The organism is Endothiovibrio diazotrophicus (genome assembly GCF_054657215.1).
This window is the reverse complement of record NZ_BAAHXB010000039.1, coordinates 1-24,708: the sequence shown is the minus strand read 5'-3', so window position 1 is coordinate 24,708 and position 24,708 is coordinate 1. Positions and strand designations below refer to the sequence as shown.

General features: G+C 65.4%; 21 protein-coding genes. 14 read left to right on the top strand and 7 right to left on the bottom strand.

What is annotated here, in order from left to right:
- Positions 1-20: 20 nt before the first annotated feature.
- From ACYQ2W_RS11620 to ACYQ2W_RS11600, 5 genes are all read right to left on the bottom strand, one after another.
- The gene (locus tag ACYQ2W_RS11620) at positions 21-788 is read right to left on the bottom strand and encodes a phosphosulfolactate synthase (protein WP_459866801.1); all 768 of its coding nucleotides are present in this window, start codon (positions 786-788) and stop codon (positions 21-23) included.
- Positions 789-803: 15 nt separating this feature from the next.
- Positions 804-1,844: an ABC transporter substrate-binding protein gene (locus ACYQ2W_RS11615; protein WP_459866798.1), complete on the bottom strand. Its 1,041-nt coding sequence runs from the start codon at positions 1,842-1,844 to the stop codon at positions 804-806.
- Positions 1,841-3,259 carry an SLC13 family permease gene (locus tag ACYQ2W_RS11610; RefSeq protein WP_459866795.1) on the bottom strand — a complete coding sequence of 473 codons (1,419 nt, stop codon included), beginning with the start codon at positions 3,257-3,259 and terminating at the stop codon, positions 1,841-1,843. The genes ACYQ2W_RS11615 and ACYQ2W_RS11610 overlap by 4 nt, the downstream gene beginning before the upstream one ends.
- Positions 3,256-5,604: a SpoIIE family protein phosphatase gene (locus ACYQ2W_RS11605; protein ID WP_459866792.1), complete on the bottom strand. Its 2,349-nt coding sequence runs from the start codon at positions 5,602-5,604 to the stop codon at positions 3,256-3,258. Before ACYQ2W_RS11605 ends, ACYQ2W_RS11610 begins: the two co-directional genes overlap by 4 nt.
- Before the next feature lie 289 nt (positions 5,605-5,893).
- Positions 5,894-7,126 (bottom strand): ATP-binding protein, encoded by a 1,233-nt coding sequence (locus ACYQ2W_RS11600; protein WP_459866789.1) that lies wholly within the window; start codon positions 7,124-7,126, stop codon positions 5,894-5,896.
- Between the two features lie 339 nt (positions 7,127-7,465).
- Between ACYQ2W_RS11600 and lepA the strand changes: the two genes are divergently transcribed.
- The 8 genes from lepA (at position 7,466) to acpS (ending at position 14,404) form a co-directional block, all read left to right on the top strand.
- A complete protein-coding gene (gene lepA, locus ACYQ2W_RS11595) occupies positions 7,466-9,262 on the top strand; it encodes a translation elongation factor 4 (RefSeq protein ID WP_459866786.1) in 1,797 nt (598 codons plus the stop codon).
- Between the two features lie 112 nt (positions 9,263-9,374).
- Complete coding sequence (gene lepB, locus ACYQ2W_RS11590; RefSeq protein WP_459866783.1) at positions 9,375-10,178, top strand: signal peptidase I; 804 nt, start codon at positions 9,375-9,377, stop codon at positions 10,176-10,178.
- A gap of 43 nt (positions 10,179-10,221) precedes the next feature.
- Positions 10,222-10,605, top strand: a complete 384-nt coding sequence (locus tag ACYQ2W_RS11585) for a DUF4845 domain-containing protein (protein WP_459866780.1) — start codon at positions 10,222-10,224, stop codon at positions 10,603-10,605.
- Complete coding sequence (gene rnc / locus ACYQ2W_RS11580) at positions 10,602-11,279, top strand: ribonuclease III (RefSeq protein WP_459866777.1); 678 nt, start codon at positions 10,602-10,604, stop codon at positions 11,277-11,279. Before ACYQ2W_RS11585 ends, rnc begins: the two co-directional genes overlap by 4 nt.
- A gap of 153 nt (positions 11,280-11,432) precedes the next feature.
- Positions 11,433-12,332 carry a GTPase Era gene (gene era / locus ACYQ2W_RS11575; RefSeq protein WP_459866774.1) on the top strand — a complete coding sequence of 300 codons (900 nt, stop codon included), beginning with the start codon at positions 11,433-11,435 and terminating at the stop codon, positions 12,330-12,332.
- 111 nt (positions 12,333-12,443) lie between these two features.
- Positions 12,444-13,196, top strand: coding sequence for a DNA repair protein RecO (gene recO, locus ACYQ2W_RS11570; RefSeq protein WP_459866771.1), 753 nt, complete (start codon positions 12,444-12,446; stop codon positions 13,194-13,196).
- A gap of 84 nt (positions 13,197-13,280) precedes the next feature.
- Positions 13,281-14,015 (top strand): pyridoxine 5'-phosphate synthase, encoded by a 735-nt coding sequence (gene pdxJ / locus ACYQ2W_RS11565; protein WP_459866768.1) that lies wholly within the window; start codon positions 13,281-13,283, stop codon positions 14,013-14,015.
- Positions 14,012-14,404 (top strand): holo-ACP synthase, encoded by a 393-nt coding sequence (gene acpS, locus ACYQ2W_RS11560; protein WP_459866765.1) that lies wholly within the window; start codon positions 14,012-14,014, stop codon positions 14,402-14,404. Before pdxJ ends, acpS begins: the two co-directional genes overlap by 4 nt.
- Positions 14,405-14,441: 37 nt before the next feature.
- Here the strand turns inward: acpS and ACYQ2W_RS11555 are convergent, their stop codons facing one another.
- Positions 14,442-15,200 (bottom strand): XRE family transcriptional regulator, encoded by a 759-nt coding sequence (locus ACYQ2W_RS11555; RefSeq protein ID WP_459866762.1) that lies wholly within the window; start codon positions 15,198-15,200, stop codon positions 14,442-14,444.
- 309 nt (positions 15,201-15,509) lie between these two features.
- Between ACYQ2W_RS11555 and ACYQ2W_RS11550 the strand changes: the two genes are divergently transcribed.
- Both ACYQ2W_RS11550 and ACYQ2W_RS11545 read left to right on the top strand, forming a co-directional pair.
- Positions 15,510-15,830, top strand: coding sequence for a hypothetical protein (locus ACYQ2W_RS11550; protein ID WP_459866759.1), 321 nt, complete (start codon positions 15,510-15,512; stop codon positions 15,828-15,830).
- Positions 15,811-16,326 (top strand): hypothetical protein, encoded by a 516-nt coding sequence (locus ACYQ2W_RS11545; RefSeq protein WP_459866756.1) that lies wholly within the window; start codon positions 15,811-15,813, stop codon positions 16,324-16,326. Before ACYQ2W_RS11550 ends, ACYQ2W_RS11545 begins: the two co-directional genes overlap by 20 nt.
- On the opposite strand, the gene ACYQ2W_RS11540 is transcribed toward ACYQ2W_RS11545, so the two are convergent.
- Positions 16,323-19,784 (bottom strand): response regulator, encoded by a 3,462-nt coding sequence (locus tag ACYQ2W_RS11540; protein WP_459866753.1) that lies wholly within the window; start codon positions 19,782-19,784, stop codon positions 16,323-16,325. The genes ACYQ2W_RS11545 and ACYQ2W_RS11540 overlap by 4 nt on opposite strands.
- A gap of 231 nt (positions 19,785-20,015) precedes the next feature.
- On the opposite strand from ACYQ2W_RS11540, the gene cysM reads away from it, so the two are divergent.
- The 4 genes from cysM (at position 20,016) to ACYQ2W_RS11520 (ending at position 24,650) form a co-directional block, all read left to right on the top strand.
- Positions 20,016-20,909 (top strand): cysteine synthase CysM, encoded by an 894-nt coding sequence (gene cysM / locus ACYQ2W_RS11535; protein ID WP_459866750.1) that lies wholly within the window; start codon positions 20,016-20,018, stop codon positions 20,907-20,909.
- The gene (locus ACYQ2W_RS11530; RefSeq protein ID WP_459866747.1) at positions 20,910-22,991 is read left to right on the top strand and encodes a translocation/assembly module TamB domain-containing protein; all 2,082 of its coding nucleotides are present in this window, start codon (positions 20,910-20,912) and stop codon (positions 22,989-22,991) included.
- Between the two features lie 31 nt (positions 22,992-23,022).
- Positions 23,023-23,661: a YdbL family probable chaperone protein gene (locus tag ACYQ2W_RS11525; RefSeq protein ID WP_459866744.1), complete on the top strand. Its 639-nt coding sequence runs from the start codon at positions 23,023-23,025 to the stop codon at positions 23,659-23,661.
- Between the two features lie 95 nt (positions 23,662-23,756).
- A complete protein-coding gene (locus tag ACYQ2W_RS11520) occupies positions 23,757-24,650 on the top strand; it encodes a hypothetical protein (RefSeq protein ID WP_459866741.1) in 894 nt (297 codons plus the stop codon).
- The last annotated feature ends 58 nt before the right edge of the window (positions 24,651-24,708 follow it).

The following is a 24,708-nucleotide window of genomic DNA, read 5'->3' as shown; positions in this document are numbered from 1 at the left end:
GGTTCCGTTACCCGCGTCCCTTACAGCCCCAGGGGGTTGAAGAAGGTATCGCTGCGCAGGTAGCGGCGCTGGGTCTCCAGCATCACCAGCCCGCGGGGGTCGACGTTGCCCAGGTTCACGTTGCAGCCGAGCAGGTTGATCATCTGGATCTGGCAGTGCTCGGTGGGGGCCTCGAAGATCAGCCGTTCCACCGGCAGCCGCTCGACGATCTCGTCGAACAGCTCGTGGCGCAGCTCGCCGGTCTCGTGGTAGAGGCCGACCGTGCCGCTGGCCCGCCCTTCGAGGATCACGTATCGGCTGCCGGCGGCGAGGAAGGCCTCGGCCTCGGCGATCCACTCGCGGATATCCGGGGTCTCCTCCTCGGACTTCTTGCCCACTTCGGTCACCACCTGAAAGCCCGCCTGCTCCAACCGCTCGATGGCCCGCACCATCTCGTCGACGGAGATGTCGATGGTGCCGCAGGAGACCTCCACCCACTGCACGCCGTAGTGGCGCAGGTAGTCGAGGTAGTCGTCCAGCTTGCCCTGGTGGTGGAACTTCTCGAACAGCGTGCCGCCGAAGCAGGCGGGGATGCCGTGCTCGTGGTAGAGGGCGACCTTCTCCTCCAGCCGCGGCAGGACGTAGGCGGAGCCGACGCCGATCTTGGCCAGATCCACCAGCGAGTGGTAGTCCTCCAGGATCAGGCGCTGTTCTCCCACCGGCACGCCCACGTCGTTGATCGCGGTGAGGCCGGTGTTGCGTGGTTTTTCGGTACGTTGGGGGAGTTTGAGGGCGTTCGGGAGAGTCATGAAGGAGCGTCTCGGTTACTCGACAAAATTGGCGGTGGCCCGGGCGAACGCCTCGTAGACCGTGGGGATGTGGAGGTCGCGGGACTTCATCGCGGAGTCGTTGAGCGCCACCACGTACTGCTGGTTGACCCGGATCGGGATCTCGCTGGCGTGGATCCCCTCTTCGAGGATCCGCTGCGCCATCCTTGCCGCCACTTCGCCCTGCTCGTAGGGGGAGACCCCCACCGAGAAGCTGCCGCCGTCCTCCACGTTGAACACATTGACCCCGATCACCGGCACCGGCGAGTGCTTCTCGGTCCAGCCCATCACCTCGGTGGCGGGGGGAACCGCGGAATCCTCGGCGCTGCGCGGCAGGGTACGGTAGTTGGCCACCAGCAGGTAGTCGACCCGCCCCTTGAGGGAGGTGACGATCTCCTGCCACTGGTCGAAGTCCCGGGCCTGCACCGAGCCTGCATACTCCACCGGCGACCAGTCGAAGTGGTCGAAGAAGGGGCGGTCGCGGGCCAGCGAGGCGGAGGGGTCGAGGAGATAGAGCACCCGCGGGTGGGCCTTGGGTTGCGGGCGCTGCCCTTCCAGGGCGAGCAGGGTCTCCTTCACCGCCTTGAGCTGTTTGTGTTCGTAGATGCCGGTGACGTTCTTCGCCTTGTCGTAGCCGTAGGAGTCGATGGCCCCGTTGACCCCGGCGAAGACGATCTCGATGCCGGGGCGGTCGACGTAGTACTTGGCGGCCAGCTTCTGCGCCAGGTCGTCGACCGCGATCAGCACGTCGGGGTCGGCCTGGTCGATGGCGCGGCGGGCGACGATGCCGGCGCGACGCAGCCAGTCGGCGCCGGAGTGCTTCTTGGTGTCCATGTAGTGCCAGCTGACCGCGTAGTCGCTCCACTCGTCCACCACCCGGTGGAGGCCGACGTCGATGTCGCGGGTCCAGGCGTAGTTGGGGTCGTAGCTCTGCAGGATCATCACCCGCGGCTTGGCCATGTTGAAGAGGACCGCCACCACCAGGATGGTGAACAGCAGAACGGCGCTGAGTAATCGGCTAACGGTGACCCGGTTCATAGCACGCCGATCTCCTTCCAGAACGGGATGGAGAGATAGATGGCGGCCAGCTTGGCCAGCACCAGCACGCCGTGGAAGAGCTGCACCTTGCGCTCGCGGTAGGCCACCTCGGGGGCGGTCTGGGCGCGGAAGAAGAGGATGTACGGGGATTGGTAGCCGAAGAAGGCGGTCTCCGCCATCACCAGGATGATGAAGCCGACCACCCAGGGGGTGACGCCGGCGCCGTCGGCGATCGGGATCAGCGCGGCGGCGAAGATCAGGATCGCCGAATTGAGCGGGATCAGGATGCGCACCGCGAGGATGGTCAGCGAGAGCAGCAGCACGAACAGCGGGAAATCGTTGCGCATGTAGTCGCCGAGCCAGCCGAGGTGGTCGATCAGGATCTGGTTGATCCCCAGGTGGTTCATGGTGGCGAGCACCCCGATCAGCCCGGCGAGCAGCACCAGGAAGGCCCAGTCGATGCGCTGGATGAAGTCGTTGCGGCTGAGCACGCCGAGGTAGAGCAGCGAGCACAGCACAGCAAAAGTAAGGTAGGGGATCGGGATCTTGTGGATCGAGGCGGTGGCGATGCCGATGGTCAGCAGCACGATGCCGAGCAGCGCCGCGTGCTCCGAGCCGCTCAGCGGCCCCAGCTTCTTCAGGTCCTCGCGGATCCGCTCCTTGGACATGCTCACCCGGTGGTAGTCGCGGAAGAACAGCGCGGTGAGGACGAAGTAGAGCAGCAGCATCGCCAGCCCGGCCACCGCGGCGGCGTAGGCCCAGAAGAGGAACTGGTAGGCCTGCTGCTCCTGGGCGGGGAGCAGGCCGAAGACCAGGAAGTTGGCCGGCGCGGCGGTGAGAAAGAGCGGCGAAAGGTAGTTGATGCCGTCGATGCCGGCGGTGTAGAGCAGGGTGGAGGAGCGGCGGCGGGTCGGCTCGTCCCAACTGCGCGCCACCTCGTTGAGCACCGGGCAGATGATCACCGCGCGGCCGGTGATGGTGGGCACCACCGGGTTGAGGACGAAGCCGGTGAGAAACAGTGCCGCCTGGTGGGCGAAGGTGTTGGCGGGCAGCTTGCTCAGCAGGATCAGGGTGTAGCGGTAGGTGAGCCCGGAGGAGGTGACCACCGCGCCGAGGCCCATGATGCTGAAGGCGAGCAGGAAGCCGGGGGAGGAGAAGCCCGACAGCACGATCTCCGAGGGGGCGAGGCCGAACAGCAGGATCAGCAGCACCGCCAGCAGGCCGGGGATGAAGTCCGCCACCAGGGAGAACATCCACAGCACCAGCACGATGGCGACGATGGCGCTGAAGAGCACGATCTCCCGGTTCACCCCCTGGGTGGTGAGGTAGGCGTAGATCGCCGCCGGGGCGGCGATCGCCAGCAGCCACGCCCACGGCTTGGCCGCCACCCGTTCGGCGTGGTTCTCGCCGCTCATGAGGCGGCCCCGTTGCGCAGGTACATCACGGTGATGTCGTCGGATTGCGCCGCGCCGCCGGCGAAGCGCTCCACCGTCTCGATCAGCTCGGCGGTCACCCGCTCGGCCTCGCCGCCGCCGCGCGCGGCGAGGAAGTCGCGCAACCGCGCCTCGGTGAATTCGGCGTCCGCCGGGTCCATCGCCTCGGTCACCCCGTCGGAATAGACCAGAATCGCCTCACCCGGGGCGAGGGTGATCTGCTGGGTTTCGAAGGGGATCTCCTCCATCACCCCGAGGGCGATGCCCGGCTTCACCGCCAGCCGCTCCACGCTGCCGTCGAGGTGGTGCAGGTAGGGCGGATTGTGGCCGCCGTTGGCGAAGCGCAGCTCGCCGCTGTCGCGGTCGAGGATGGCGAAGAAGAGGGTGACGAACATCGCCTGATCGTTGTCGCGGGCCAGCTCGGTGTTGACCTTCTCCAGTACCCGCGCCGGGTCCAGGTTGCCCTCGGCGGCGGAGCGCACCAGGGTCTTGGCCATGGCCATGAAGAGTGCCGCCGGCACCCCCTTGCCGGAGACGTCGCCGACGGTGAAGCCGAGGTGGTGCTCGTCGACGGCGAAGCAGTCGTAGAGGTCGCCGCCCACCTCCTTGGCGGCGATCAGCCGTGCGTGCAGGTCCACCCGGAAGCGCTCGCGCAGGGCGCTGAAGGACTGCGGCAGCATCGAGAGCTGGATCTTGCGGGCGGTCTCCAGCGACTCTTCGATCTTGTGCTTCTCCAAGTTCTCGATCGCCATCGAGACGTTGTTGGTGAAGATCTCCAGCAGGTCGCGGTCCATGGCATCGAAGTCGCGCAGCCCTTCGAAGTAGATCAGGTTGCCGGGGATGTTGGTGCTTTTGAACAGCGCCACCCCGTGGCGCTTCTTCACCACGCACTGGTTCTCCGCCAGCGATTCGCGGATCAGCTGCTCGCGCTCGCCGGGGATCGCCCCCCCGCCGCTCTCCTCCAGCGCCGTCACCCGCGCCTCCTCCAGCCGGCCGCCCTCGGCGGCGACGTAGCGGTAGAGGGCGAGCGGTTCACTACGCTCGTTCATCGGCAGGAAGCCGGAGAGCTTGCGCCGCATATCGTTCTTGAAGCGCTCCAGGGAGTGGAACTCGAACAGCGACGACATCGATTCGAGGATCTGCTGCAGGCCGCGTTGGGCGCGCTTGCGCTTCTGGATGTTGAACAGCAGGACCACGATAAAAATCAACAGGAAGGCGAACAGCGAGAGGGTCGCCCAGATGATCTCCTTGTAGCGGTAGTAGAAGGTCTGCGGCTCGTTGATCAGCTGGCTCCCCTCGGGCAGGCTGCCCGGGTCGATGCCGAAGCGGGTCAGCTGGCGGTAGTCGAACATGAAGCGGTTGGGGCTCTCCATCACCACCGGGATCGCCTCCGCCGGGGTGCCGTCGAGCACCCGCCGGGCGAGCCGGGCGGCGGTCTCACCCTGGAAATAGGAGCTCTTCAGCATGCCGCCGACGATCCCCTTGCCGAGCATGTAGTCCACCGCGCCGAACAGCGGCGCCTTGGCGGCGGCGGAGATCGGCGGGATCGCCTCCCAGGGCGTGAAGGTGGCGCCGGTGGCGTCGCGGAAGAACGAGAGGTAGAAGACCACGCTGTTCTCGGGCAACCGGGCGAGGCGCTCCTTCAGCTCGGCCATGGAGAGGTCCACCAGATAGTGGAAGCGCAGCCGATCGCGGTAGCCGGCGGCCGCCCGGTCGAGCTCATCGCGCAGGGAGAGGCCGCTGGTCAGGGTGTCGTTGATCACGTAGACGTTGCGGGTGTGCGGATAGAGGCGGACGATCAGCGCCAGGTTGGAGGGGAAATCGGCCGCCTCGTTGACCCCGGTGTAGTTGGCGAGACCGGCGGCCTTGGCGTCGTCGAAGTTGTTGACCCCGGCGAACACCAGCGGCACGCCGGGGAACAGCCGGTCGCGGTAGCGGTGGACGAAACGCAGCGCGTCGTCATCGGTGGTGAGCAGCACGTCGAAGCGGAGCTGCTGGTACTTGTGCTCGAACACCTCCGCCAGCAGGTCGAAGTAGCGGGCGTCGTTGATCATCTTGGTGTCCATGTACTCGATGTGGAGCACCAGATTGCGGTCACCGGCCAGCCGCTCCTCGATCCCGCGCACCTCCTCGTCGGTCCAGGCATAGCCCTGGCTGTAGGAGTTGATCACCAGCACGTGTTTCTTGCCCGGCTTGGCCTCCTCCGCGCGCATCGCCCCGGCGTGGATCTCGTCGTAGTCCGTGGCCTCCGTCGGGGCGGCCGCGGCGGGCGGCGGCGCGAGGGCGAAAAGTGCGAAAAGGAGGGGAAGCAGGGGGAGTTTCGGCATGAGAGGGACCCGGGGGATGAAATGCCGCATAAAAGACCGGTATAAGCGGGTTGGAGCAGGAGAAACTCTACCATAGAGCCGGTGGCCTCGACAGGCACGATGACGCCGAGCGGACCGGCGGTGGTGGTTCCGCGATGGGGGATTACCCGGTGCTTTCCGTGCCGTCGGCTGAGAGATCCCCACTTTTGTAATAATGCCGACCAACGCCGGCATCTCGTGCAGGAGTACCGAAATACCGCCCCGGCACACATGACTTGTTCTTTTCCGCGGGCCCAAACAGGAGGGCGCATCACCCCAGCAGATCCCAGGGAATGGCCAGCACCTCTTCCGCCAGCCAGCGCACCTCGTCGACCGCGCAGATCAGCGCGCCGGGGGCCACCTGCCGGTGGGGGTGGGCCTGACGGAATGCCTTCAATCCGGAGGCGTGACGGCGCGAGGGGTTGGCGGTGAGCTTGACCTCGATGGGGTGGAGCACGCCGTCGCGTTCGAGGATCAGGTCCACTTCGGCGCCGCCGGCCGAACGCCAATGGGAGAAAAGGGGACGGGTGCCGAGCAGCGCCGTCTGCTTGAACAGCTCGTTGGCCATGGCGGTCTCGAACAGCGCGCCGAACAGGGGGTGTCCGCCAAGGGCGCCGGGCGCGGAGAGGTGGGCATGGTGACACGCCAGCCCGGTGTCGGCGATGTACCCCTTGGGGCGCGAGGAGACCCGCTTGGCGGGATTGCCGGAGAAGGCCGGCAGTTCGAACCACTGAAAGGTGTCACCCATCACCTTCAGCCAGCGCCGGGCGGTCTGCGGGGTCATGCCGATCTCCCGGCCGAGTTGGCTGTAGTTGATCTCCCGGGCGGTCAGCGCGCACATCAGGCGCACGAAGCGGCCGAACTCCTGCCAGTCGTGCACGTCGCCGGCCAGCCGTGCGTCGCGCTCCACATAGGTGCGGTGGTAACCGGTCCAGAAATCGGGCACCAGGGCGGTGTCGATGGTGGTGGCCCGCGGCAGCGTTCCGCGCCAGAGCCACTCCTGGAGTGTCCCTCCATAGCGTTGCGCCCCCCGGCTCCAGGCGGGGAATCCGTCGGGATCGTCCAGCCAGCGGACGATCCAGCCGTCGCGGCTCCCGCCGAGCTCCTGTAGCGAAAAGCCCTGGAGATCGAGGAAGGCGGCCCGGCCGGCCAGGCTCTCGGCCATCGAGCGGAGGACCTGCCACTGTTGGGAGCTGGTCAGCAGATATTGGCCGGCGGCGCCTTCGGCGCGGTCGACCCGGCGTTTGATCGCCGTTGCCACCTCCGGTGCGTACTGGATTTCGTCGAGGATGAGCGGCGGCGGATGGTTTTTCAGGAACAGGTCGGGCTCGCCACGGGCGTTTTCCAGGTCCTGAGTGGCGTCGAAGACCACGTAGTCCAGGTCGGGAAAGAGGTGACGCAGCAGGGTCGTCTTGCCTACTTGCCGGGCCCCGCTCACCACCACCACGGGAAAGGCGTCGGTCAGTCGGCGGAGGCGGTCGGAAAGGAGACGGTGGCGGTACATGTCTGTAATAATGATGATGGCATCATCAATTTGCAAGGTAATTGGCCGCGTCTTCGCTCTGGATTCGGGCGACTCGGTCTCCTTCACCCGTCCGCGCGGTATGCCCCGGACGGGCAAGTACTCGGACGGCGGATGCCGGTGTTTATGTCGTGCCTTCGTTTGCGTCGGCGAAGTATCGCCGACCTACCGGGGAAGGGCGCCCGGGAGTCTCTGAACGGTCGGTTCAATCTGCGGAAATCTGCGTTGATCTGCGGTTGGTTCTCTGTGATGGAGCGAGTAGTTACGCTCCCGCTACGTTATAATGCGCGGCTTTTACGGCCCGGTAACCGCCCCCCCCTTATGGAACAGATCCGCAACTTCTCGATCATCGCCCACATCGACCACGGCAAGTCGACCATTGCCGACCGCTTCATCCAGGTCTGCGGTGGCCTCAGCGACCGCGAGATGCAGGCCCAGGTGCTCGACTCCATGGACCTGGAACGCGAGCGGGGGATCACCATCAAGGCGCAGGCGGTAACCCTCGACTACCACTCCCGCGACGGCAAGACCTACCAGCTCAATTTCATCGACACCCCCGGCCACGTCGACTTCTCCTATGAGGTCTCCCGCTCGCTCGCCGCCTGCGAGGGGGCGCTGCTGGTGGTCGATGCCGCCCAGGGCGTCGAGGCGCAGAGCGTGGCCAACTGCTACACCGCCATCGACCTCGGCCTGGAGGTGGTGCCGGTGCTCAACAAGATCGATCTGCCGGCGGCCGACCCGATCCGCGTCGCCACCGAGATCGAGGAGATCATCGGCATCGACGCCACCGACGCGGTGCGCACCTCGGCGAAGACCGGCTTGGGCATCGAAGACCTGTTGGAGGAGCTGGTCCAGCGCATTCCCGCCCCGCAGGGGGTCGAGGACGGACCGCTGCAGGCGCTGATCGTCGACTCCTGGTTCGACTCCTACGTCGGCGTGGTCTCCCTGGTGCGCGTGGTCAACGGGGAACTCTCCGCCAAGAAGAAGATCAAAATCATGTCCACCGGCCGCAGCTACCAGGCGGAGCAGGTGGGCGTCTTCACCCCCAAGCGCACGCCGACCGGGGTGTTGCGGACCGGTGAGGTGGGCTTCGTCATCGCCGGCATCAAGGAGATCGACGGCGCCCCGGTGGGCGACACCATCACCCTGGAACAGAATCCGGCATCGAAGCCGCTGCCCGGTTTCCAGCAGGTGCAGCCGCGGGTCTTCGCCGGGCTCTACCCGATCAGCTCCGACGACTACGAGAATTTCCGCGATGCGCTCTCCAAGCTGCGCCTCAACGACTCGGCGCTGCACTACGAACCGGAGACCTCCCAGGCCCTCGGTTTCGGCTTCCGCTGCGGCTTCCTCGGCATGCTGCACATGGAGATCATCCAGGAGCGGCTGGAGCGCGAGTACGACCTGGACCTGATCACCACCGCGCCGACGGTGGTCTATCAGGTGGAGAACACCAAAGGGGAGGTGGTGGACATCTCTAACCCGGCGGAACTGCCGGCGACCAACTACATCCAGGAGATCCGCGAGCCGATCATCCTCGCCAACATCCTGGTGCCGCAGGATTACCTGGGGGCGGTGATCAACCTCTGCATCGAGAAGCGCGGGGTGCAGAAGAACATGCAGTACCTGGGCAATCAGGTCTCGCTCAACTACGAGATGCCGCTCTCCGAGGTGGTGCTCGACTTCTTCGACCGGTTGAAGTCGGTGTCGCGGGGCTACGCCTCCTTCGACTACGACTTCGTCCGCTTCCAGGCGGCGCCGCTGGTCAGGGTGGACATCCTGATCAACGGCGAGAAGGTGGATGCCCTGGCGGTGATTGTCCATCATGACTTCGCCCAAAGCCGCGGCCGCGAGCTGGCCGAGCGGATGAAGGAGATCATCCCGCGGCAGATGTTCGAGGTGGCGATCCAGGCGGCCATCGGCAGCCACGTCATCGCCCGCACCACGGTCAAGGCGCTGCGCAAGAACGTGCTGGCCAAATGCTACGGCGGCGACATCACCCGCAAGAAGAAGCTGCTGGAGAAGCAGAAGGCGGGCAAGAAGCGGATGAAGACGGTGGGCCGGGTGGAGATCCCCCAGGAGGCCTTCCTCGCCGTGCTCAAGGTGGGCGACAGCAAGTAGTGAAGATGATTGGCCACGGAGCCACGGAGGGCACGGGGAACGGAGTTCTCGATCGGTTGCTCCGTGCCCTCCGTGGCTCCGTGGCAAATGGAACCAACGTTGAGATGAGTTTATGAATTTTGATTTTCCGACCATATTGACCTTCGCGGTGGGGATCTCCGGCGCGATCTGGGCCTTCGACGCCGCGCTCCTGGCGCCGCGGCGCCGGCTGGCCGCCGCGCGCGCCGCCGAGGGGGCGGGTGAGGGAAGTGCCGCCCCGGTGACGGTCTCCGAGCCGCTGCTGGTGGAGTACGCCCGCTCCTTCTTCCCGGTGCTGCTGGCGGTGCTGGTGTTGCGCTCCTTCCTGGTGGAGCCGTTCCGTATCCCCTCCGGGTCGATGATGCCGACCCTCTTCTCCGGCGACTTCATCCTGGTCAACAAGTTCACCTACGGCATCCGCCTGCCGGTGATCAACAAGAAGATCATCGACCTGGGCGACCCGCAGCGCGGCGACGTGGTGGTATTCCGCTATCCGCGCGACCCCTCCACCGACTACATCAAGCGGGTGGTCGGTCTCCCCGGCGACCGGGTCAGCTACTACAACAAGACGGTCTTCATCAACGGCACCCCGGCCGAGCAGCAGTACCTGGGCCCTTACGTCGGCCCGCTGGACGATGCGGAGATGCAGGGCGCGGTGCGCATCCAGGAGAACCTCACCGGGGTCGAGCACCAACTGCTGATCCGCCCCCAGGCGTTCAGCGTCGAGGGGGAGTTCGTGGTCCCCGAGGGGAGCTACTTCGTGATGGGCGACAACCGCGACAACAGCAACGACAGCCGTTACTGGGGGGTGGTCCCCGACGAAAACCTGGTGGGGCGGGCGTTCCTGATCTGGTTCCACTGGGGCGAGTGGGGGCGGATCGGTGATACCATCCACTAATCAAGTATTTCGAGAGCCAAATATTTCGAGAGGAGCAGTGGATATGCGGATGCCTCACAAGCAGCGCGGAATGGGTCTCTCCGGTTGGATGATGATGCTCGTCCTGATCGGCTTCTTCACCCTGCTCGGCCTGAAGATCGGCCCGCTCTACATGGAGTGGGGGAAGGTCACCACCTCGCTCGACGGGCTGGCCCAGGAGCTTTCGACCAAGATGGAGACCAAGGCCAAGATCACCGACCTGCTGCAGCGCCGCCTCGACGTCAACAGCGTCGAGCACGTCAACCTCAAGGAGCACCTGACGCTCAAGCGGGTGAAGGGTGGCCAGATGGAGATCACCATCGCCTACGAGGCGCGCGTGCCGCTGTTCAAGAACCTCAGTGCGGTGGCCGATTTCAGCAAGACCGTGACCGTGGGGCCCGGTAATTGAGCGATGACTTCGGGCGGTTGGCCGAGCGGCTCGGCTACCGTTTCAACGACCCCGAGCGGCTGCGGGTCGCCCTGACCCACTGCAGCTTCGGCGCGGCGAACAACGAGCGTCTGGAGTTCCTCGGCGATGGGGCGGTCAACTTCGTCATCGCTTCGGCCCTCTTCCAGCGTTTCCCCGAGGCCCCGGAAGGGACCCTGAGCCGGTTGCGCGCCTCCCTGGTGAAGGGCGAGACCCTGGCGGAGATCGCCGCCGGACTGAAGCTGGGCGACTATCTGCGGCTCGGCTCCGGTGAGCTGAAGAGCGGCGGCTTCCGCCGTGCCTCGATCCTCGCCGACGCCATGGAGGCGGTGTTCGGCGCGGTCTACCTGGACGGCGGCTTCGAGGCTGTACGAGGCCTGATCCTCGCCCTCTACGAGGAACGGCTGGGGCGGGTCAACGCCGAGCGCGAGCTGAAGGACCCGAAGACCCGCTTGCAGGAGTGGCTGCAGGGTCGGCGCCTGGAGCTGCCGCGCTACGAGGTGATCGACGTGATCGGCGCCGCCCACGACCAGACCTTCCACGTCCGCTGTCTGGTCAACGAGCTGCCGGCCCCCACCGAGGGGAAAGCCAACAGCCGTCGGCGCGCCGAACAGAAGGCCGCCGACAAGGCCCTCGCCCAGCTCACCGCCTCCTGAAGAGAAGATGAGTCCGCAAATGAACGCGAATGAACGCAAATCTGGAATTGCGTCCGCTTCGCGGACGGCATCATCGCCTCGCCCATGATCTTTTCCTATCTCTTTCATTCGCGTTTATTTGCGTTCATTTGCGGACCCTCTTCTTCTTAAATCATGACCAACCAACCTCACAAGTGTGGCTACGTGGCGCTGCTCGGGCGGCCCAACGTCGGCAAATCGACGCTGCTCAACCGGATCCTCGGCCAGAAGATCAGTATCACCTCCCGCCGCCCCCAGACCACCCGCCATCGCATCCTCGGTATCCGTACCGGCGACGGCTTCCAGGCGGTCTACCTGGACACCCCCGGCGTCCACCAGGGCGGCAAGAAGGCGATGAACCGCTACATGAACCGCGCTGCCACCACCTCCATCGAGGAGGCCGACGTGATCATCTTCCTGGTCGACGGCATGCGGTGGACCGAGGAGGACCAACTGGTGGTGGAGCGGCTGGCGGAGACCGACAAGCCGGTGATTCTGGCGGTCAACAAGGTGGACAAGGTGAAGGAGAAGGGGGCGTTGCTGCCCCATCTCCAGGAGCTGGCCACGCGGCGCGAGTTCGCCGACGTGATCCCGCTGTCGGCGCGCGACGGCACCAACCTGGAGGCGCTGGAGGAGAAGGTGGCCGCACTGCTGCCGGAGAGCGAGCCGTTCTACCCCGAGGATCAGGTAACCGATCGCTCGCTGCGCTTCCTCGCCGCCGAACTGATCCGCGAGAAGCTCACCCGCAAGCTGGGTCAGGAGCTGCCCTATGCGCTCACCGTGGAGATCGAGCAGTTCAAGGAGGAGGGGAAGCTCACCCGCATCGCCGCGGTGATCCTGGTGGACCGCCCCGGCCAGAAGGCGATCGTCATTGGCAAGGGGGGCGCCACCCTCAAGGCGGTGGGCCAGGAGGCGCGGCTCGACATGGAGAAGAACTTCGAGCGCAAGATCTTCCTCCAGCTATGGGTCAAGGTGCGCGAGGGATGGGCCGACGACGAGCGCGCCCTGCAGAGCCTCGGCTATACCGACCACTGAGCGTTGTGAACATCCAACGCAAAGGCGCAGCGGCGCAAAGATCGCAAAGAATGGTTTTTCATCTTTGCGTTCTTCGCGTCTTTGCGCCTTCGCGTTGAAATCTCTCGCGCAATGACCCAGCGGGTCGCGTTGCAGCCGGGCTACGTCCTGCACCACCGGCCCTACCGGGACACCAGCCTGTTGCTGGAGGTGTTCAGCCGGGAGTTCGGGCGGGTCGGCCTGGTGGCGCGCGGCGCGCGTAGTGGGCGCTCCCGTCTGGCGGCGCTGTTGCAGCCGTTTCGGCCGCTGCTCCTCTCGTGGAGCGCCAAGGGCGAGCTGGGGACGCTCACCGCTGCCGAGGCGGATGGGGTGGTCGCCGCCCCCGAGGGAGCGGCGCTGATCAGCGGTTTCTATCTCAACGAGCTGCTGATCCGCCTGGTGGGGCGCAATGATCCCATGGAGCGGCTCTACGGACAGTACACCTTGGCCCTCCATCGGTTGGCGCTGGGGGAGGGGGAGGCGGCGCTGCGGCTGTTCGAGGCGGAGCTGCTGCAGGAGGTCGGCTACGGCCTGATCCTCGACCACGACGGCGTCGGCGAGCCGATCGTGGCGGAGCGGCGCTACTGCTACTCGCTGGAATCCGGTCCGGTGGCCGTCGAAGCGGTGAGTGACGATCTGCCCGGTCCACGCCTCCATGGTGCCACCCTGACCGGCTTGGCGAACGGAGAGCTGGATACCAGGGGATTGACGGAGGCGAAGCGCTTGATGCGCGTGGCCCTCGCCCCGCATCTCGGCGACCGTCCGTTGAAGAGCCGCGAGCTTTTTCTGTCGATGTATGGGAACGGGAAAGCGAGAACATCCAACGCAAAGGCGCAAAGACGCTAAGTGCAATTCCCGCTTTGCGTCCTTAGCGTCTTTGCGCCTTTGCGTTAAATTCTTCAATTTCACTTGTTAGGGCAGGCAGGAACCATGGACAACGGCGTTCTTCTCGGTGTGAACATCGATCACGTAGCGACCCTGCGCCAGGCGCGCGGCACCCGCTATCCCGACCCGGTGCAGGCGGCGATCCTCGCCGAGCAGGCGGGGGCGGACGGCATCACCCTCCACCTGCGGGAGGATCGACGTCACATCCAGGAGCGGGACGTATCGATGCTGCGCGATATCCTGCAGACCCGCATGAATCTGGAGATGGCGGTGACCGAAGAGATGCTCGCCATCGCCGAGCGGGTGCGGCCGGAGGATTGCTGTCTGGTGCCGGAGCGGCGCGAGGAGTTGACCACCGAGGGGGGGCTCGACGTGGTCGGCCAGGAGGCGAAGATGGGGGAGGCGTGTGCCCGCCTCGCCGCCGCCGGGGTACGGGTCTCGCTGTTCATCGACGCCGACCCGCGCCAGTTGGAGGCCGCCGCCCGGGTCGGCGCCCCGGCGGTGGAGATCCACACCGGCCGCTATGCCGACGCCGAGGGGCGGGAGGCGCGGGAGGCGGAGTTCCGGCGGATCGTCGAGGGGGTCGCCAAGGGCGTGGAGCTGGGTCTCCAGGTCAATGCCGGCCACGGCCTCAATTACCACAACGTCACCCCGGTCGCGGCGCTGGCGCCGATCCGCGAACTGAACATCGGCCACGCGATCATCGCCCGCGCGCTGTTCACCGGGCTGGAGGAGGCGGTGCGCGAGATGAAGCGGCTGATGGTGGACGCGCGCCGGTGATCGTCGGCATCGGCGTCGATCTGGTGCGTGTCGAGCGGCTGAAGCGTTCGTTGGAGCGCTTCGGCGAACGTTTCGCCAAAAAGGTGTTGGGGGCCGACGAGTTGGAGGGGTTCCGCCGCGCACCGCGCCAGGCCCATTTCCTGGCCAAGCGCTTCGCTGCCAAGGAGGCGGTGGCGAAGGCCTTCGGCACCGGCTTCCGCGACGGCCTCACCCTGCCCCAGATCCAGGTGGAGAACGACCCCCTCGGCCGTCCGCTATTGAGCTTCAGCGGTCGCGCCGCGCAGCTGATCGCGGAGCGCGGGGTCACCGCCGCCCACCTCAGCCTCTCCGACGAGGAGGAGCACGCCATCGCTTATGTCATTCTTGAGCAGACGGCGTCAGCCATATAAGGGGAGACTGTTGAGAATGCCTGTGGGGAGGTAGTAGTTACCGATAGACCCCGGTCATCACTCGTCCTACCCACACCACCTCTCCCAAAATCTTGGGTATCCCCTTGTCATCAAGTTTGAACAGCTGATCCATGTTCGGGTTGTGGTCCACTTTGAGTAGGCAACATCCGCCATCTTCACTCAACAGTGCCCTTCGGACGTCTACCACTTTTTCCTGCGCGAAGGCGAATACATATAGGACGCCATTGCGGAGGGTGGTGGCACTTCGGTCAACCAGCATCCAGTCTCCTTTGCATAGGGTAGGGGCCATATTGTCGTTGGGGGTAATGATGATTTCGAGCGTTCTCTCTCGATGGAGAGATAGACGATCGATCCATTCTCGATGAAAGGAGAAGGGGCTCTCTTCGGGGAACTCATGCCCCACGTTTTTTCCAAAATTGGTGAACTGTTCCAAGTTCAACATGGGGATTGGAACGTATTCTTTCGGTGACACCGTGCCGATAGCGAGGTGTTCCGCACCGGTTGCGAGATATTCGATCGATACACGCCCTACCTCGGATATCGATATCAAATTCTTTCGGCCTGGATCGCTTGTTCCAGCCAGATATTTCCTCAATATGCTGTCGGAAATTCCCGCTTCTATCGCGAACTGCCGAAGACTCTTTCCACTGTTCTTTACAACCTTGCTCAATCTTCGGGGAAAACCGTCATCGATGGAGTGGGGAATCGAAGGCTGGCTGTTCACTTCGATGACGACAGCGCTTTCATGATCATTGACCGATCGTTCGTTTCCCATAACAACATCCTGTTTTTATTAAGTAACGGCCAGTATCTGTTAGCCACTTTGCCGCCGATTCGCCCGTTAGTTATTTTGTCGAGACGGCGCGTTAGTCTTGTTGTCGTCGTCGCGCGCTATTGTGCGCGGCGTTTTGTATGAAAGTGCGCAGTGTAGCGAGGGGTAGGGGTGCGCGCTATACTTCTGTTCGGTCGGTAGGAAAGTGCGCATGTCGATTAAATTTTCTTATCACTCGCGCACCTCAAATTCTTCTGTAAATCAGTTGCTTGCGCTCTGCGGAAGACTGGACTATTAAACTGAGGATTCGATATGGCGACCCCTGCCAAGAAGATGGAAGCGAAGCTCAAAGAGCTACTTGCGGAAGAGTGGAAATCCATAATGCGTGCGAAGGCAAACGCCGCCACGCGAGGGGGAGATTTCGTTTCGAATACACCCGATTTTGAGGGGGTCTCTTTTTCCTCTGATGAGCTGGATAAGGCTGCCGTTGCGCACGCGAGGGATGAGGGAGAGGCGACTTTTGATGCCTTTGGATTGAATGGCTCTACTCAAGAAAATAGAGAAAAGAAACAAGGGGATGCGGATGATATCTCGAAATATTCGAGGAAGGGGGGTGCTGCAAAGACTTCTTGATTCGGACGATCTGGATGTATCCTCATCCGCTTATTACGAGTTCATCGAAAAGCTCCAGTACTGGTCTCCGTTCCAACGACGAATCGCCACTCTCGCCTCTTCGGGGCGACTGTATTGGGGAGACTGCTTCGATCCCCTGCGACTGGCCCAGTCTCTTGAACACTTCCACGAATTGATGAAGCCGGCGTCCCCTGGTGCTCCCGACAACGGGCTTTCCAACGGCTATGTCCTCGGTGGTCGTTTCATTTCGGCGTGGTGTAGACACCTTCCTTTACAGAAGCCCGCTCAAGTTCGCGACGACATCTTGTTCTCGGTTCAGGGAAATGTGGCATCCGGATACTTCTTGGGCAGCATGTTGGTTCGAGCTGCTCATGGAGGAAAATGGAATGTGCGCTCACCCAAACTACGCATGAGGTTTGCTCGTAAGTTGACAAGCAATCCGCAAATGGCGCCGGAGGATATCGCGAACTGGTTGGCGCAGCTTGAGAAGGACTAGCCGTTTTCCGTCAGCAGCCCCTCGATCACCAGGTCGAGATCGGCGACGCGGTGGTCGATGCCGCTGAGCTGATCGCTGAGGACGGCGCGCTCCACCTGTTTCGCCGCTTCGCGCAGCACCGGCTGCTGGCAGTAGGCGGCGGCGCCGCTGATCTTGTGGCAGTGGAAGCGCAGGGTGTCCCACTCGCGGTCGCTCAGCGCCTGCTGGATCAGGCGCCGCTGCTCCGGCAGCTCGGCGAGCAGCATCCCGGTCAATTCGTCGTTCAACGCCTTGCGTCTCGGTGAGGTATCGTCGCCGTTCCCGGTGGCGCCGCCCAATCGGCGGCCGGACCAATGGGTGATCAACTCCCACAGCCGCGATTCGTCGATCGGCTTGGTCAGGCAGTCGTCCAGCCCGGAGGCGAGTACCCGCTCCCGCTCGTCGGGCAGGGCCAGGGCGGTGACCGCCATGATCGGCGTATGTCGCGTCTCCCCCTCCCGTCGGCGGATCCGTTCGGTGGCCTCGATGCCGCTCATCTCCGGCATGTGGATGTCCATCAGGATGATGTCGTAGCGGTGGCGCGCCGAGATCTCCACCGCCTCGGCACCGTCGGCGGCCTCGTCCACCTCGACCCCCTTCTCCTGCATCAATGCCACCAGCAGCTTGCGGTTGACCACGTTGTCGTCGACCACCAGCACGTGGAGATCGAGCTGCGGCGGGGCGGCCGGCAGCGCCTCCGGTTCGGTGGCGGGCTCGTCGCGCCGGAACAGGGCGGCAAGTTCGCCGTATAGGGTCTCGCGGGTGATGTGTTTCGGCAGCGAACAGATCGCCCCCGCCTCCAGCATCCGCTGGTGCCAGCGGCCGTCGACGCTGTTGGCGAGGACCACGATGGGGGGGGCGGCGGCGGTGGTGTCGGGACGCCAGAAGTGGTGCTTGATCACCTCCTTCTGCTCCTCCCGGGAGAGGCCCAGTACCACCAGCTCGAACTCCTCGGCCCGTTTCCATAGACGGTAGAGGTCCGACTTCTGCTCCGCCTCCTCGACGATCATCCCCATCTCCAGCAGCCGGTGACGCAGCGCCAGGCGGGAGATCGGCAGGGCGTCGTAGAGCAGCGCGCGGCAGCCGAAGAGGGTGGGGTGGTGGCGACCGAACTCCTCGCTCGCCGCGCCGCGCCGGCAGCCCATGGTGAACCAGAAGGTGGAACCCTGCCCCTCATCGCTCTCCACCCCGATCTCGCCGCCCATCAGCTGCGCCAGCCGGCGGCTGATCGCCAGCCCCAGGCCGGTGCCGCCGAACTGGCGGGTGGCGGAGCTGTCCACCTGGGAGAAGGCGCCGAACAGCCGCTGCTGGTCGCTGCGGCTGATGCCGATACCGGTGTCGGTGACGGTGAAGCGCAGCAGCAGCTCCTCCTCCTCGTCGAGCCCCTCCTCGAGCATCACCCGGATCACCACATGGCCGGTGATGGTGAACTTGATCGCGTTGCCGAGCAGGTTGATGAGGATCTGCTTCGCCCGCAGGCCGTCGCCGATCAACTCCTCGGGGACGTCGGAATAGATCATCAGCGCCACGTTGAGCCCCTTGTCGTAAGCGGTGGGGGCGAGCAGCGAGAGGGCGTCCTCGAGCACCTGACGCAGGTTGAAGGGGACCTCGTCGATCGACATCTTGCCCGATTCGATGCGCGAGAAGTCGAGGATGTCGTTGATGATCATCAGCAGGCTGGAGGCGGATTTACGGATGGTCTCCAGGTGGTCGCGCTGCTCCTTGTCGAGGTCGGTCTTCAGCAGCAGGTTGGTGAAACCGATGATGCCGTTCATCGGCGTGCGGATCTCGTGGCTCATGTTGGCGAGGAATTCGCTCTTCGCCTGGCTCGCCGCCTCGGCGCTCTCCTTGGCCGCACGCAGGGCGATCTCGGTGTTGCGCCGCTCCACCTCGGCACCGGCGCGGGCGGCGAAGATGCGTGCGATGGCGGTGGCCCGCTCCTCACTTTCGATCGGCTTGCCGGCGAGGATCGCCAGGTGGCCGATGCTCTCCTCGCGGGCGTTGTAGAGGGGGATGCCGAGATAGCTCTCCACCTTCAGCTCACGCAACACCTCCTCTTCCTGGTGCTCGCCGAGGCCGTGGGTGCGCAGGCAGGGCTGGCGGGTGTAGCGGTCGCCGCAGCACTGCTTGGCCACCGCCACCAACTGCTCCGCCGGGGCGTTGCCCCAGTGGGCGAGGATGCGCAGCCCGCTGGGGGCCTCGGGGTCGAACTCGCCGATGAAGACGTGGTCGGCGTTGAGGGTGGTGGCGAGGTGGTGGACCAGGGAGAGAAGGAAGTCGTCGCCGGTCTTCGAGGCGGTCCCCTCGGCCACCCAGCGCAGGGCGTCGGCCATGCGCCGCTGTTCGGTGATGTCGCGGAAGCTCCAGACCCGTCCGGAGAAGAGGCCGCCGAGGGCGTAGGGGATGGTGAACAGCTCCAGCAGGCGGCCGTCACGGAACTCCAGCACCTCGGTGATCTTGGCGTCGGGCTCTTCGGCGAGCCGTTCGGTCAGGGCGAGGAAGGCCTGATGATCGATCAGCCGGCCGGCCAGGTAGGAGAGCAGGGTAGCGGCATCGTTGCGCGCCGCGTCGCTGGAGCCGACCCCCCACATCTCCAGGAAGCGCTGGTTGAAGTTGACCACGCGGCCGTCGACGTTGACCACCAGTACCCCCTCGGCGCTCGACTCCAGGGTGGCGCGGAGCACCGTGTTGGAGTCGTCGAGCTGTTCGATGGTGGTGCTCAGCATGTTGGTCGATTCGGCGACCCGCCGCTCCATCGCTTCGCGGCTCTCCTCCAGGGTGGTGGCCATCCGGTTGTAGCCGCGATAGAGCTCGCCCAGCTCGTCACGGCGCCCCTCCGGCAGGCGCAGGTTGAGCTCGCCGGCCTGGAGCTGATGGAAGGCGTGGCCCAGCTCGCGAATCGGGTGGCGGATGGCGCGGCGCAGCCACTCGGCGGCGAATCCCGCCAGCAGCAGCGAGAGCAGGGCGCTCGCCGCCAGGTGGTCGATGATCTGCTCCTGCTCCTGGCGGAGGCCGATCCGCGAGAGGGTGACGGTCACCTCCGCACGCGGCGGTCGACCGTCGCCGAAGGGGAGGTGCAGGATCAGTTCGCTTTGTGGACCGGTCAGCCAGCGGTAGCTCGGATGCCGTGGCCTGGCGGCGGGGGTGGAGGGGTTGGCGACCGCGAGTTGCTCGTGTCCCTGGCCGTCGACCAGTCGCAGGGCGATGACTTGCCGGTCCAGCAGTTGACGTGCCACCAGGGCGAGCCGCTCGCCGTCGACCTCCTCGCCGAGGGCGAAGTGGGCGAGGCGCCGGGCCTGCTGCCGGCCGTGGTCGACCAGACGCGCCTCCAGGTCTTCGATCCGCTGGCCGACGGTGAGCTGGAACAGGATGGCAACGGCCGCCAGCACCGGCAGCAGAATGGCGAGGAAGATGCGGGTCTTGATGGCGATCCGTCCCAAAATGCGGTCGATCCTTCGATTCCTTCGACGCCCCCCCTTCCCGGGGGGAGGCTAGTCGTCCGTCAATGAAGTATTGACAGACGACTAGTGGCGGTTGGCGCTCCCGCCAGGTTGGCGCGGGATGCCGAACGGCCGAGTTTACCTCAAGGAAAATCCACGGCGAAGGGGGGAAGGATCCCCGTTCGATTGCTATCATCGGCACACCTTCAGCCCCCTCGGAGCCCGTCGCCCATGGATTTTCCCACCATCGAATCGTTTGTCGGCAACACGCCGTTGGTCCGTCTGCAGCGCCTCGCCACGGGGCTCCCCTCCACGGTGCTGGTGAAGCTGGAGGGCAACAATCCCGCCGGCTCGGTGAAGGACCGTCCGGCGCTGAGCATGATCCAGCGCGCCGAGGCGCGGGGCGAGATCCAGCCCGGAGACACCCTGATCGAGGCGACCAGCGGCAATACCGGCATTGCCCTGGCGATGGCCGCGGCGATCAAGGGCTACCGGATGATCCTGACCATGCCGGAGAACATGAGCGTCGAGCGGCGCGCCTCGATGGCCGCCTACGGCGCGGAGCTGGTGCTGGTGAGCAAGGAGGAGGGGATGGAGGGCGCGCGCGACCTGGCCGACCGGATGCAGGCGGAGGGGAAGGGCAAGGTGCTCGACCAGTTCGCCAACTTCGACAACCCCCGGGCCCATTACGAGGGGACCGGTCCGGAGATCTGGCGCGACACCGCCGGCACCGTCACCCACTTCGTCTCCGCCATGGGCACCACCGGCACCATCATGGGTACCTCCCGCTATCTCAAGGAGCAGAGCGCCGCGGTGCAGATCGTCGGCGTACAGCCGGCGGAGGGCTCCTCCATTCCCGGTATCCGCCGTTGGCCGGAGGCCTATCTGCCGAAGATCTTCGAGGCCTCGCGGGTCGACCGCCAGATCGACGTCACCCAGGCCGAGGCGGAGGAGACGGCCCGCCGGTTGGCGGCGGAGGAGGGGATCTTCGCCGGCATCTCCTCGGGCGGCGCGGTGGCCGCCGCGCTGAAGGTGGCCGCCGAGGTGGAAGGGGGGGTGGTGGTGGCGATCATCTGCGACCGTGGCGACCGCTACCTCTCCACCGGCGTGTTCCCCGCCTCATAGATGAAGCGCCGCCTTGCACGGCTGACGGTGATCCCGCTACTCCTACTGGCGTTCGGGGTGACGATGGTGGCAGGGGCAGTGGAGGGGGTGCAGCTCGCCCTGGCGCGGTTGATCGCCCCGTGGGGAACGCTGGAGGGGGTCGATCTTCGCTTGGAAGGGGTCTCCGTCGAGGGTGCCCGCCTTGCGCTCGACGTCGAGCGGATCGTTCTGAACGGCCCCTTGCGCGCGGCCGCCTTCTCCCTGCGCTGTCCCGGCTTCTCCCTGGAGACGGAGCGGATCCGCTGCCCCGCCGGGACGTTGAGCCTCGGTGAGGGTCCGCTCGGCCCGTTGCGCCTGGCGATCTCCTTCGAATTCCAGCCGGCCAGCGGCGGCGGGAGCGTCGCGCTGCGTGGCGAGCGGTTCGCCGGAGGCCGTCTCGACCTGCATCTGGAACGGGACGACGAGCTGCACTGGCGGGCACGGGGAGCGTTGGCGGGGGCGCAGCTGGAACAGCTGATCTCCTCAGCCAAAGGGCTGCGGCCCGAACTGGATGGTTGGGCGGCCCGGGGAGCGGGCGACCTGCGTTTCCGCCTGGCGGGGCGCGGGCCGGTGGTGGAGGCGCTGTCGCTGGATGGGGGAATATCCGCGGCCGCGGTGGAGAGCCCGGATGGCCGGCTGGCGACCGCCGGACTGGAAGCCGCTTTCCAGTTGCACAGCGAACTTCGGAAGGAGGACAGAGAGAGCAGCGGCGAGATCTCCCTCCAACGAGGGGAGCTGTATGCCGACCCCCTCTATTGGCAGGCCGCTGAACGGCCTACCGTGATCGGCTTCGAACTGCTCCAGGGGACCCGGGACGGGGCTGCGCAGATCAACGTGAAGCGCATCACCGTCGACGACCCCGGCACGGTGAAGGGGAGTGGGGAGGGGGTGTTGACGGAGCGGCAAGGGGAGTGGCGGCTTCTCCGGATGGACGCGAACCTGGAGCAGGTCGTGGCCGGTGCCGCCTACCGGCGCTATCTTCAGCCGCTGCTCGGCGGCGGCCAGCCGCCGCTGGAGGTGGAGGGGCGCCTCGCCGGCGCGTTGAGCTGGCGCGGGAGCGGGGGCGTGGCCGACGCGGAGCTGCGCATCGATCACCTCTTCATCGACGACCCCGCCGGGCGGTTCGGGCTCTACGACCTGGATGGAACGCTCGGCTGGAGCGGGAGCGACCGCTCCCGCGACAGCGACCTGACGTGGCAGGGGGGCCACTTCCTCGCCCTCGACCTCGGCGCGAGCGGACTCCACGCACGCAGCCGACAGGGGCGGCTCGCCCTGCGCGAAGCGATGGAGCAGCCGCTGCTGGACGGGCGGCTTCTGGTGGACAGCGTGGAGCTGACCCTCGCGCCGGACGGGGCGGTGGGGTGGGACCTCGACGCCGTGCTCACCCCGGTCTCCATGGGACGACTCAGCGAGGCCCTGGGGTGGCCGCGGATGAACGGCCGGCTCTCCGGGGTGATTCCGCGCCTCGGCTACCACGACGGGGTGATGAGCGTCGGCGGCGACCTGCTGGCCAGGCTCTTCGACGGGGAGGTGCTGATCCGCGGCCTGCGCCTCGAACACCCCTTCGGCCCGCTCTGCCGGGTCGACGCGGAGGTGCAGGCGCACCGCCTCGACCTGGACGAACTGACCCGTACCTTCTCCTTTGGTAGTATCCAAGGCCGCCTCGACGGTGAGGTGACGGGGCTCCGTCTGGTGCAGTGGAAGCCGGTCGCCTTCGACGCCTGGTTCTCCACGCCGAAGGACGACGACAGCCGTCACCGGATCAGCCAAAAGGCGGTGGAAAACCTCTCCAAGGTGGGCGGTGGCGCCATGGGCGGCGCCCTCTCCCGCGGGCTGCTCGGGCTGTTCGAGCAGTTCGGCTACGATCGCATCGGCATCGGTTGCCGGCTGCGGGACGGGGTCTGTCGGATGCGCGGCGTGGCTCCCCATGATGGCGGCTACTATCTGGTGAAGGGGGGGGGGCTGCCGCGCATCGACGTCATCGGTTACGCTCGTGACGTCGACTGGGACGAGCTGATCGCCCGCCTGCGCAGCGTCACCCTGGAAAACCCCGAAATTCGTTAGGTCCAATCCAACTTGTATGGAGCCGAATGAGATGAAAACGATCCGCGTCCTGCCTTTATGGTTCACTACGCTGCTGCTCGGCGCCTGCGTGACCATCAACATCTACTTTCCCGCCGCCGCCGCCGAAAAGGCGGCCGACCGGATCATCGAAGGGGTGTGGGGAGAGAAACCGGCGGGAGCGCCGTCGGGGGGGGAGGAGGGGCAGCCCCAGTCACCGACGCCACCGCGGGACGCACCGTCGCCGCAATCCCGCGACGAGCGCCCGGGGGTGTGGGTCGCCGCCCTGGATTGGCTGATCCCGCCCGCCCGGGCCGCCGAACCGGATCTCAACATCAATACCCCTGCGATCCGCTCACTGCGGGATGCGATGCAGGCGCGCCACCGCCAGCTGGAGCCCCACTACGGCAGTGGTGCGCTGGGGCTGGACCGCCAGGGACTGCTCACCGTGCGCGATCCGGCGGCGGTGGCGCTGCGCCAGCGCAACGAGGTCAAGCAACTGGTCGATCAGGAAAATCAGGACCGCAATCGCCTCTATCGCGAGATCGCCCAGGCCAACGGCCACCCCGAGTGGGAAGCCCGGGTACGAGCCACCTTCGCCGACCGCTGGCGCGTCAACGCCCATTCCGGCTGGTGGTGCCAAGCCTCGGATGGGCGTTGGTACAAGAAATAATCGACTTCAGGTTTGTATGATATGTTCATGGAAAACAAAATAAATATTGAGGAGTAATTATGGCAGCCGGAGACCGGTAAGGGGAGAAACAGAGCATGAGCGCCACCCATCTGGAGGACCTCATTCCGCCCGGGGAGCCTGAGCTGACCCTGATCGAAATTCTGTTGTTGGTGGAGCGGATCGGCGCCGGCGACAAGGAGCTGATCAGGCGCGCCTTTCACGACACCATCCGACTGTTCCATGGCGAATACCCCGGATACCGCGCCAGCAACACCCGCTACCATGATCTCGACCACACCTGCGCGGTGGTCCTCGCCATGGCACGGTTGCTCCATGGCGCCCACTGCGAGGGCGTTCGATGGAGCGACCGCGGCGTCGCTCTGGGGCTGCTTGGCGCGCTGTTCCACGATGTCGGCCTGATCCAGAAGAGCGACGACCTGGAGGGGACCGGGGCCAAATACACCCTTGGCCATGAGCATCGCAGTGTCGAATTTCTCGGCAGCTACCTTGCCGAAGTGGGCATCGGCCAGGACGCCATCGAAGAGGCGGGCCAACTCATCGGCTGTACCATCATGTCCCGCTCCCCGCAGGAGTTCCGTTTCGGCAACGACGAGTTGCGGCTCCTCGGCTTCATGGTTGGCACCGCCGACCTGCTGGCCCAGATGGCCGAACGGACCTATCTGGAGAAACTGCTGCTGCTGTTTCGCGAATTCGAAGAGGCGGAGATCCCCGGTTTCGACAGTGAACTGATTCTGCTGGAGAAGACCGAAGCCTTCTACACCGGGGTGGTCAAGCGGCGCCTGGAAGAGCAACTGGGCGGCGTCTACCGACACATGGTGCCCCATTTCCGAGAGCGCTGGGGCATCCAGGAGGATCTCTACCAGCGGATGATCCGACAGAATCTGGCCTACCTTCATCAGGTACTGGAAGAGGACAAGGCGCTATATCGAGAGCGGCTGCGTCGCGGGGGAATCGTTCAGCAGGTCTGACGACCGAAATCTCTAGGAGCCTGTCGGACTATGGGGGATCGAGCCGCGGGAGGTCAGG

Excerpts from the sequence above, each read along its gene's own strand:
- ACYQ2W_RS11550 (WP_459866759.1), top strand. The coding sequence starts at position 15,510 with ATGGCGACCCCTGCCAAGAAGATGGAAGCGAAGCTCAAAGAGCTACTT.
- ACYQ2W_RS11520 (WP_459866741.1), top strand. The coding sequence starts at position 23,757 with ATGAGCGCCACCCATCTGGAGGACCTCATTCCGCCCGGGGAGCCTGAG.
- ACYQ2W_RS11530 (WP_459866747.1), top strand. The coding sequence starts at position 20,910 with ATGAAGCGCCGCCTTGCACGGCTGACGGTGATCCCGCTACTCCTACTG.
- pdxJ (WP_459866768.1), top strand. The coding sequence starts at position 13,281 with ATGGACAACGGCGTTCTTCTCGGTGTGAACATCGATCACGTAGCGACC.
- ACYQ2W_RS11615 (WP_459866798.1), bottom strand. The coding sequence starts at position 1,844 with ATGAACCGGGTCACCGTTAGCCGATTACTCAGCGCCGTTCTGCTGTTC.
- ACYQ2W_RS11555 (WP_459866762.1), bottom strand. The coding sequence starts at position 15,200 with ATGGGAAACGAACGATCGGTCAATGATCATGAAAGCGCTGTCGTCATC.
- ACYQ2W_RS11525 (WP_459866744.1), top strand. The coding sequence starts at position 23,023 with ATGAAAACGATCCGCGTCCTGCCTTTATGGTTCACTACGCTGCTGCTC.
- era (WP_459866774.1), top strand. The coding sequence starts at position 11,433 with ATGACCAACCAACCTCACAAGTGTGGCTACGTGGCGCTGCTCGGGCGG.
- ACYQ2W_RS11605 (WP_459866792.1), bottom strand. The coding sequence starts at position 5,604 with ATGCCGAAACTCCCCCTGCTTCCCCTCCTTTTCGCACTTTTCGCCCTC.
- cysM (WP_459866750.1), top strand. The coding sequence starts at position 20,016 with ATGGATTTTCCCACCATCGAATCGTTTGTCGGCAACACGCCGTTGGTC.
- recO (WP_459866771.1), top strand. The coding sequence starts at position 12,444 with ATGACCCAGCGGGTCGCGTTGCAGCCGGGCTACGTCCTGCACCACCGG.
- ACYQ2W_RS11585 (WP_459866780.1), top strand. The coding sequence starts at position 10,222 with ATGCGGATGCCTCACAAGCAGCGCGGAATGGGTCTCTCCGGTTGGATG.
- ACYQ2W_RS11610 (WP_459866795.1), bottom strand. The coding sequence starts at position 3,259 with ATGAGCGGCGAGAACCACGCCGAACGGGTGGCGGCCAAGCCGTGGGCG.
- ACYQ2W_RS11600 (WP_459866789.1), bottom strand. The coding sequence starts at position 7,126 with ATGTACCGCCACCGTCTCCTTTCCGACCGCCTCCGCCGACTGACCGAC.
- ACYQ2W_RS11620 (WP_459866801.1), bottom strand. The coding sequence starts at position 788 with ATGACTCTCCCGAACGCCCTCAAACTCCCCCAACGTACCGAAAAACCA.
- lepB (WP_459866783.1), top strand. The coding sequence starts at position 9,375 with ATGAATTTTGATTTTCCGACCATATTGACCTTCGCGGTGGGGATCTCC.
- lepA (WP_459866786.1), top strand. The coding sequence starts at position 7,466 with ATGGAACAGATCCGCAACTTCTCGATCATCGCCCACATCGACCACGGC.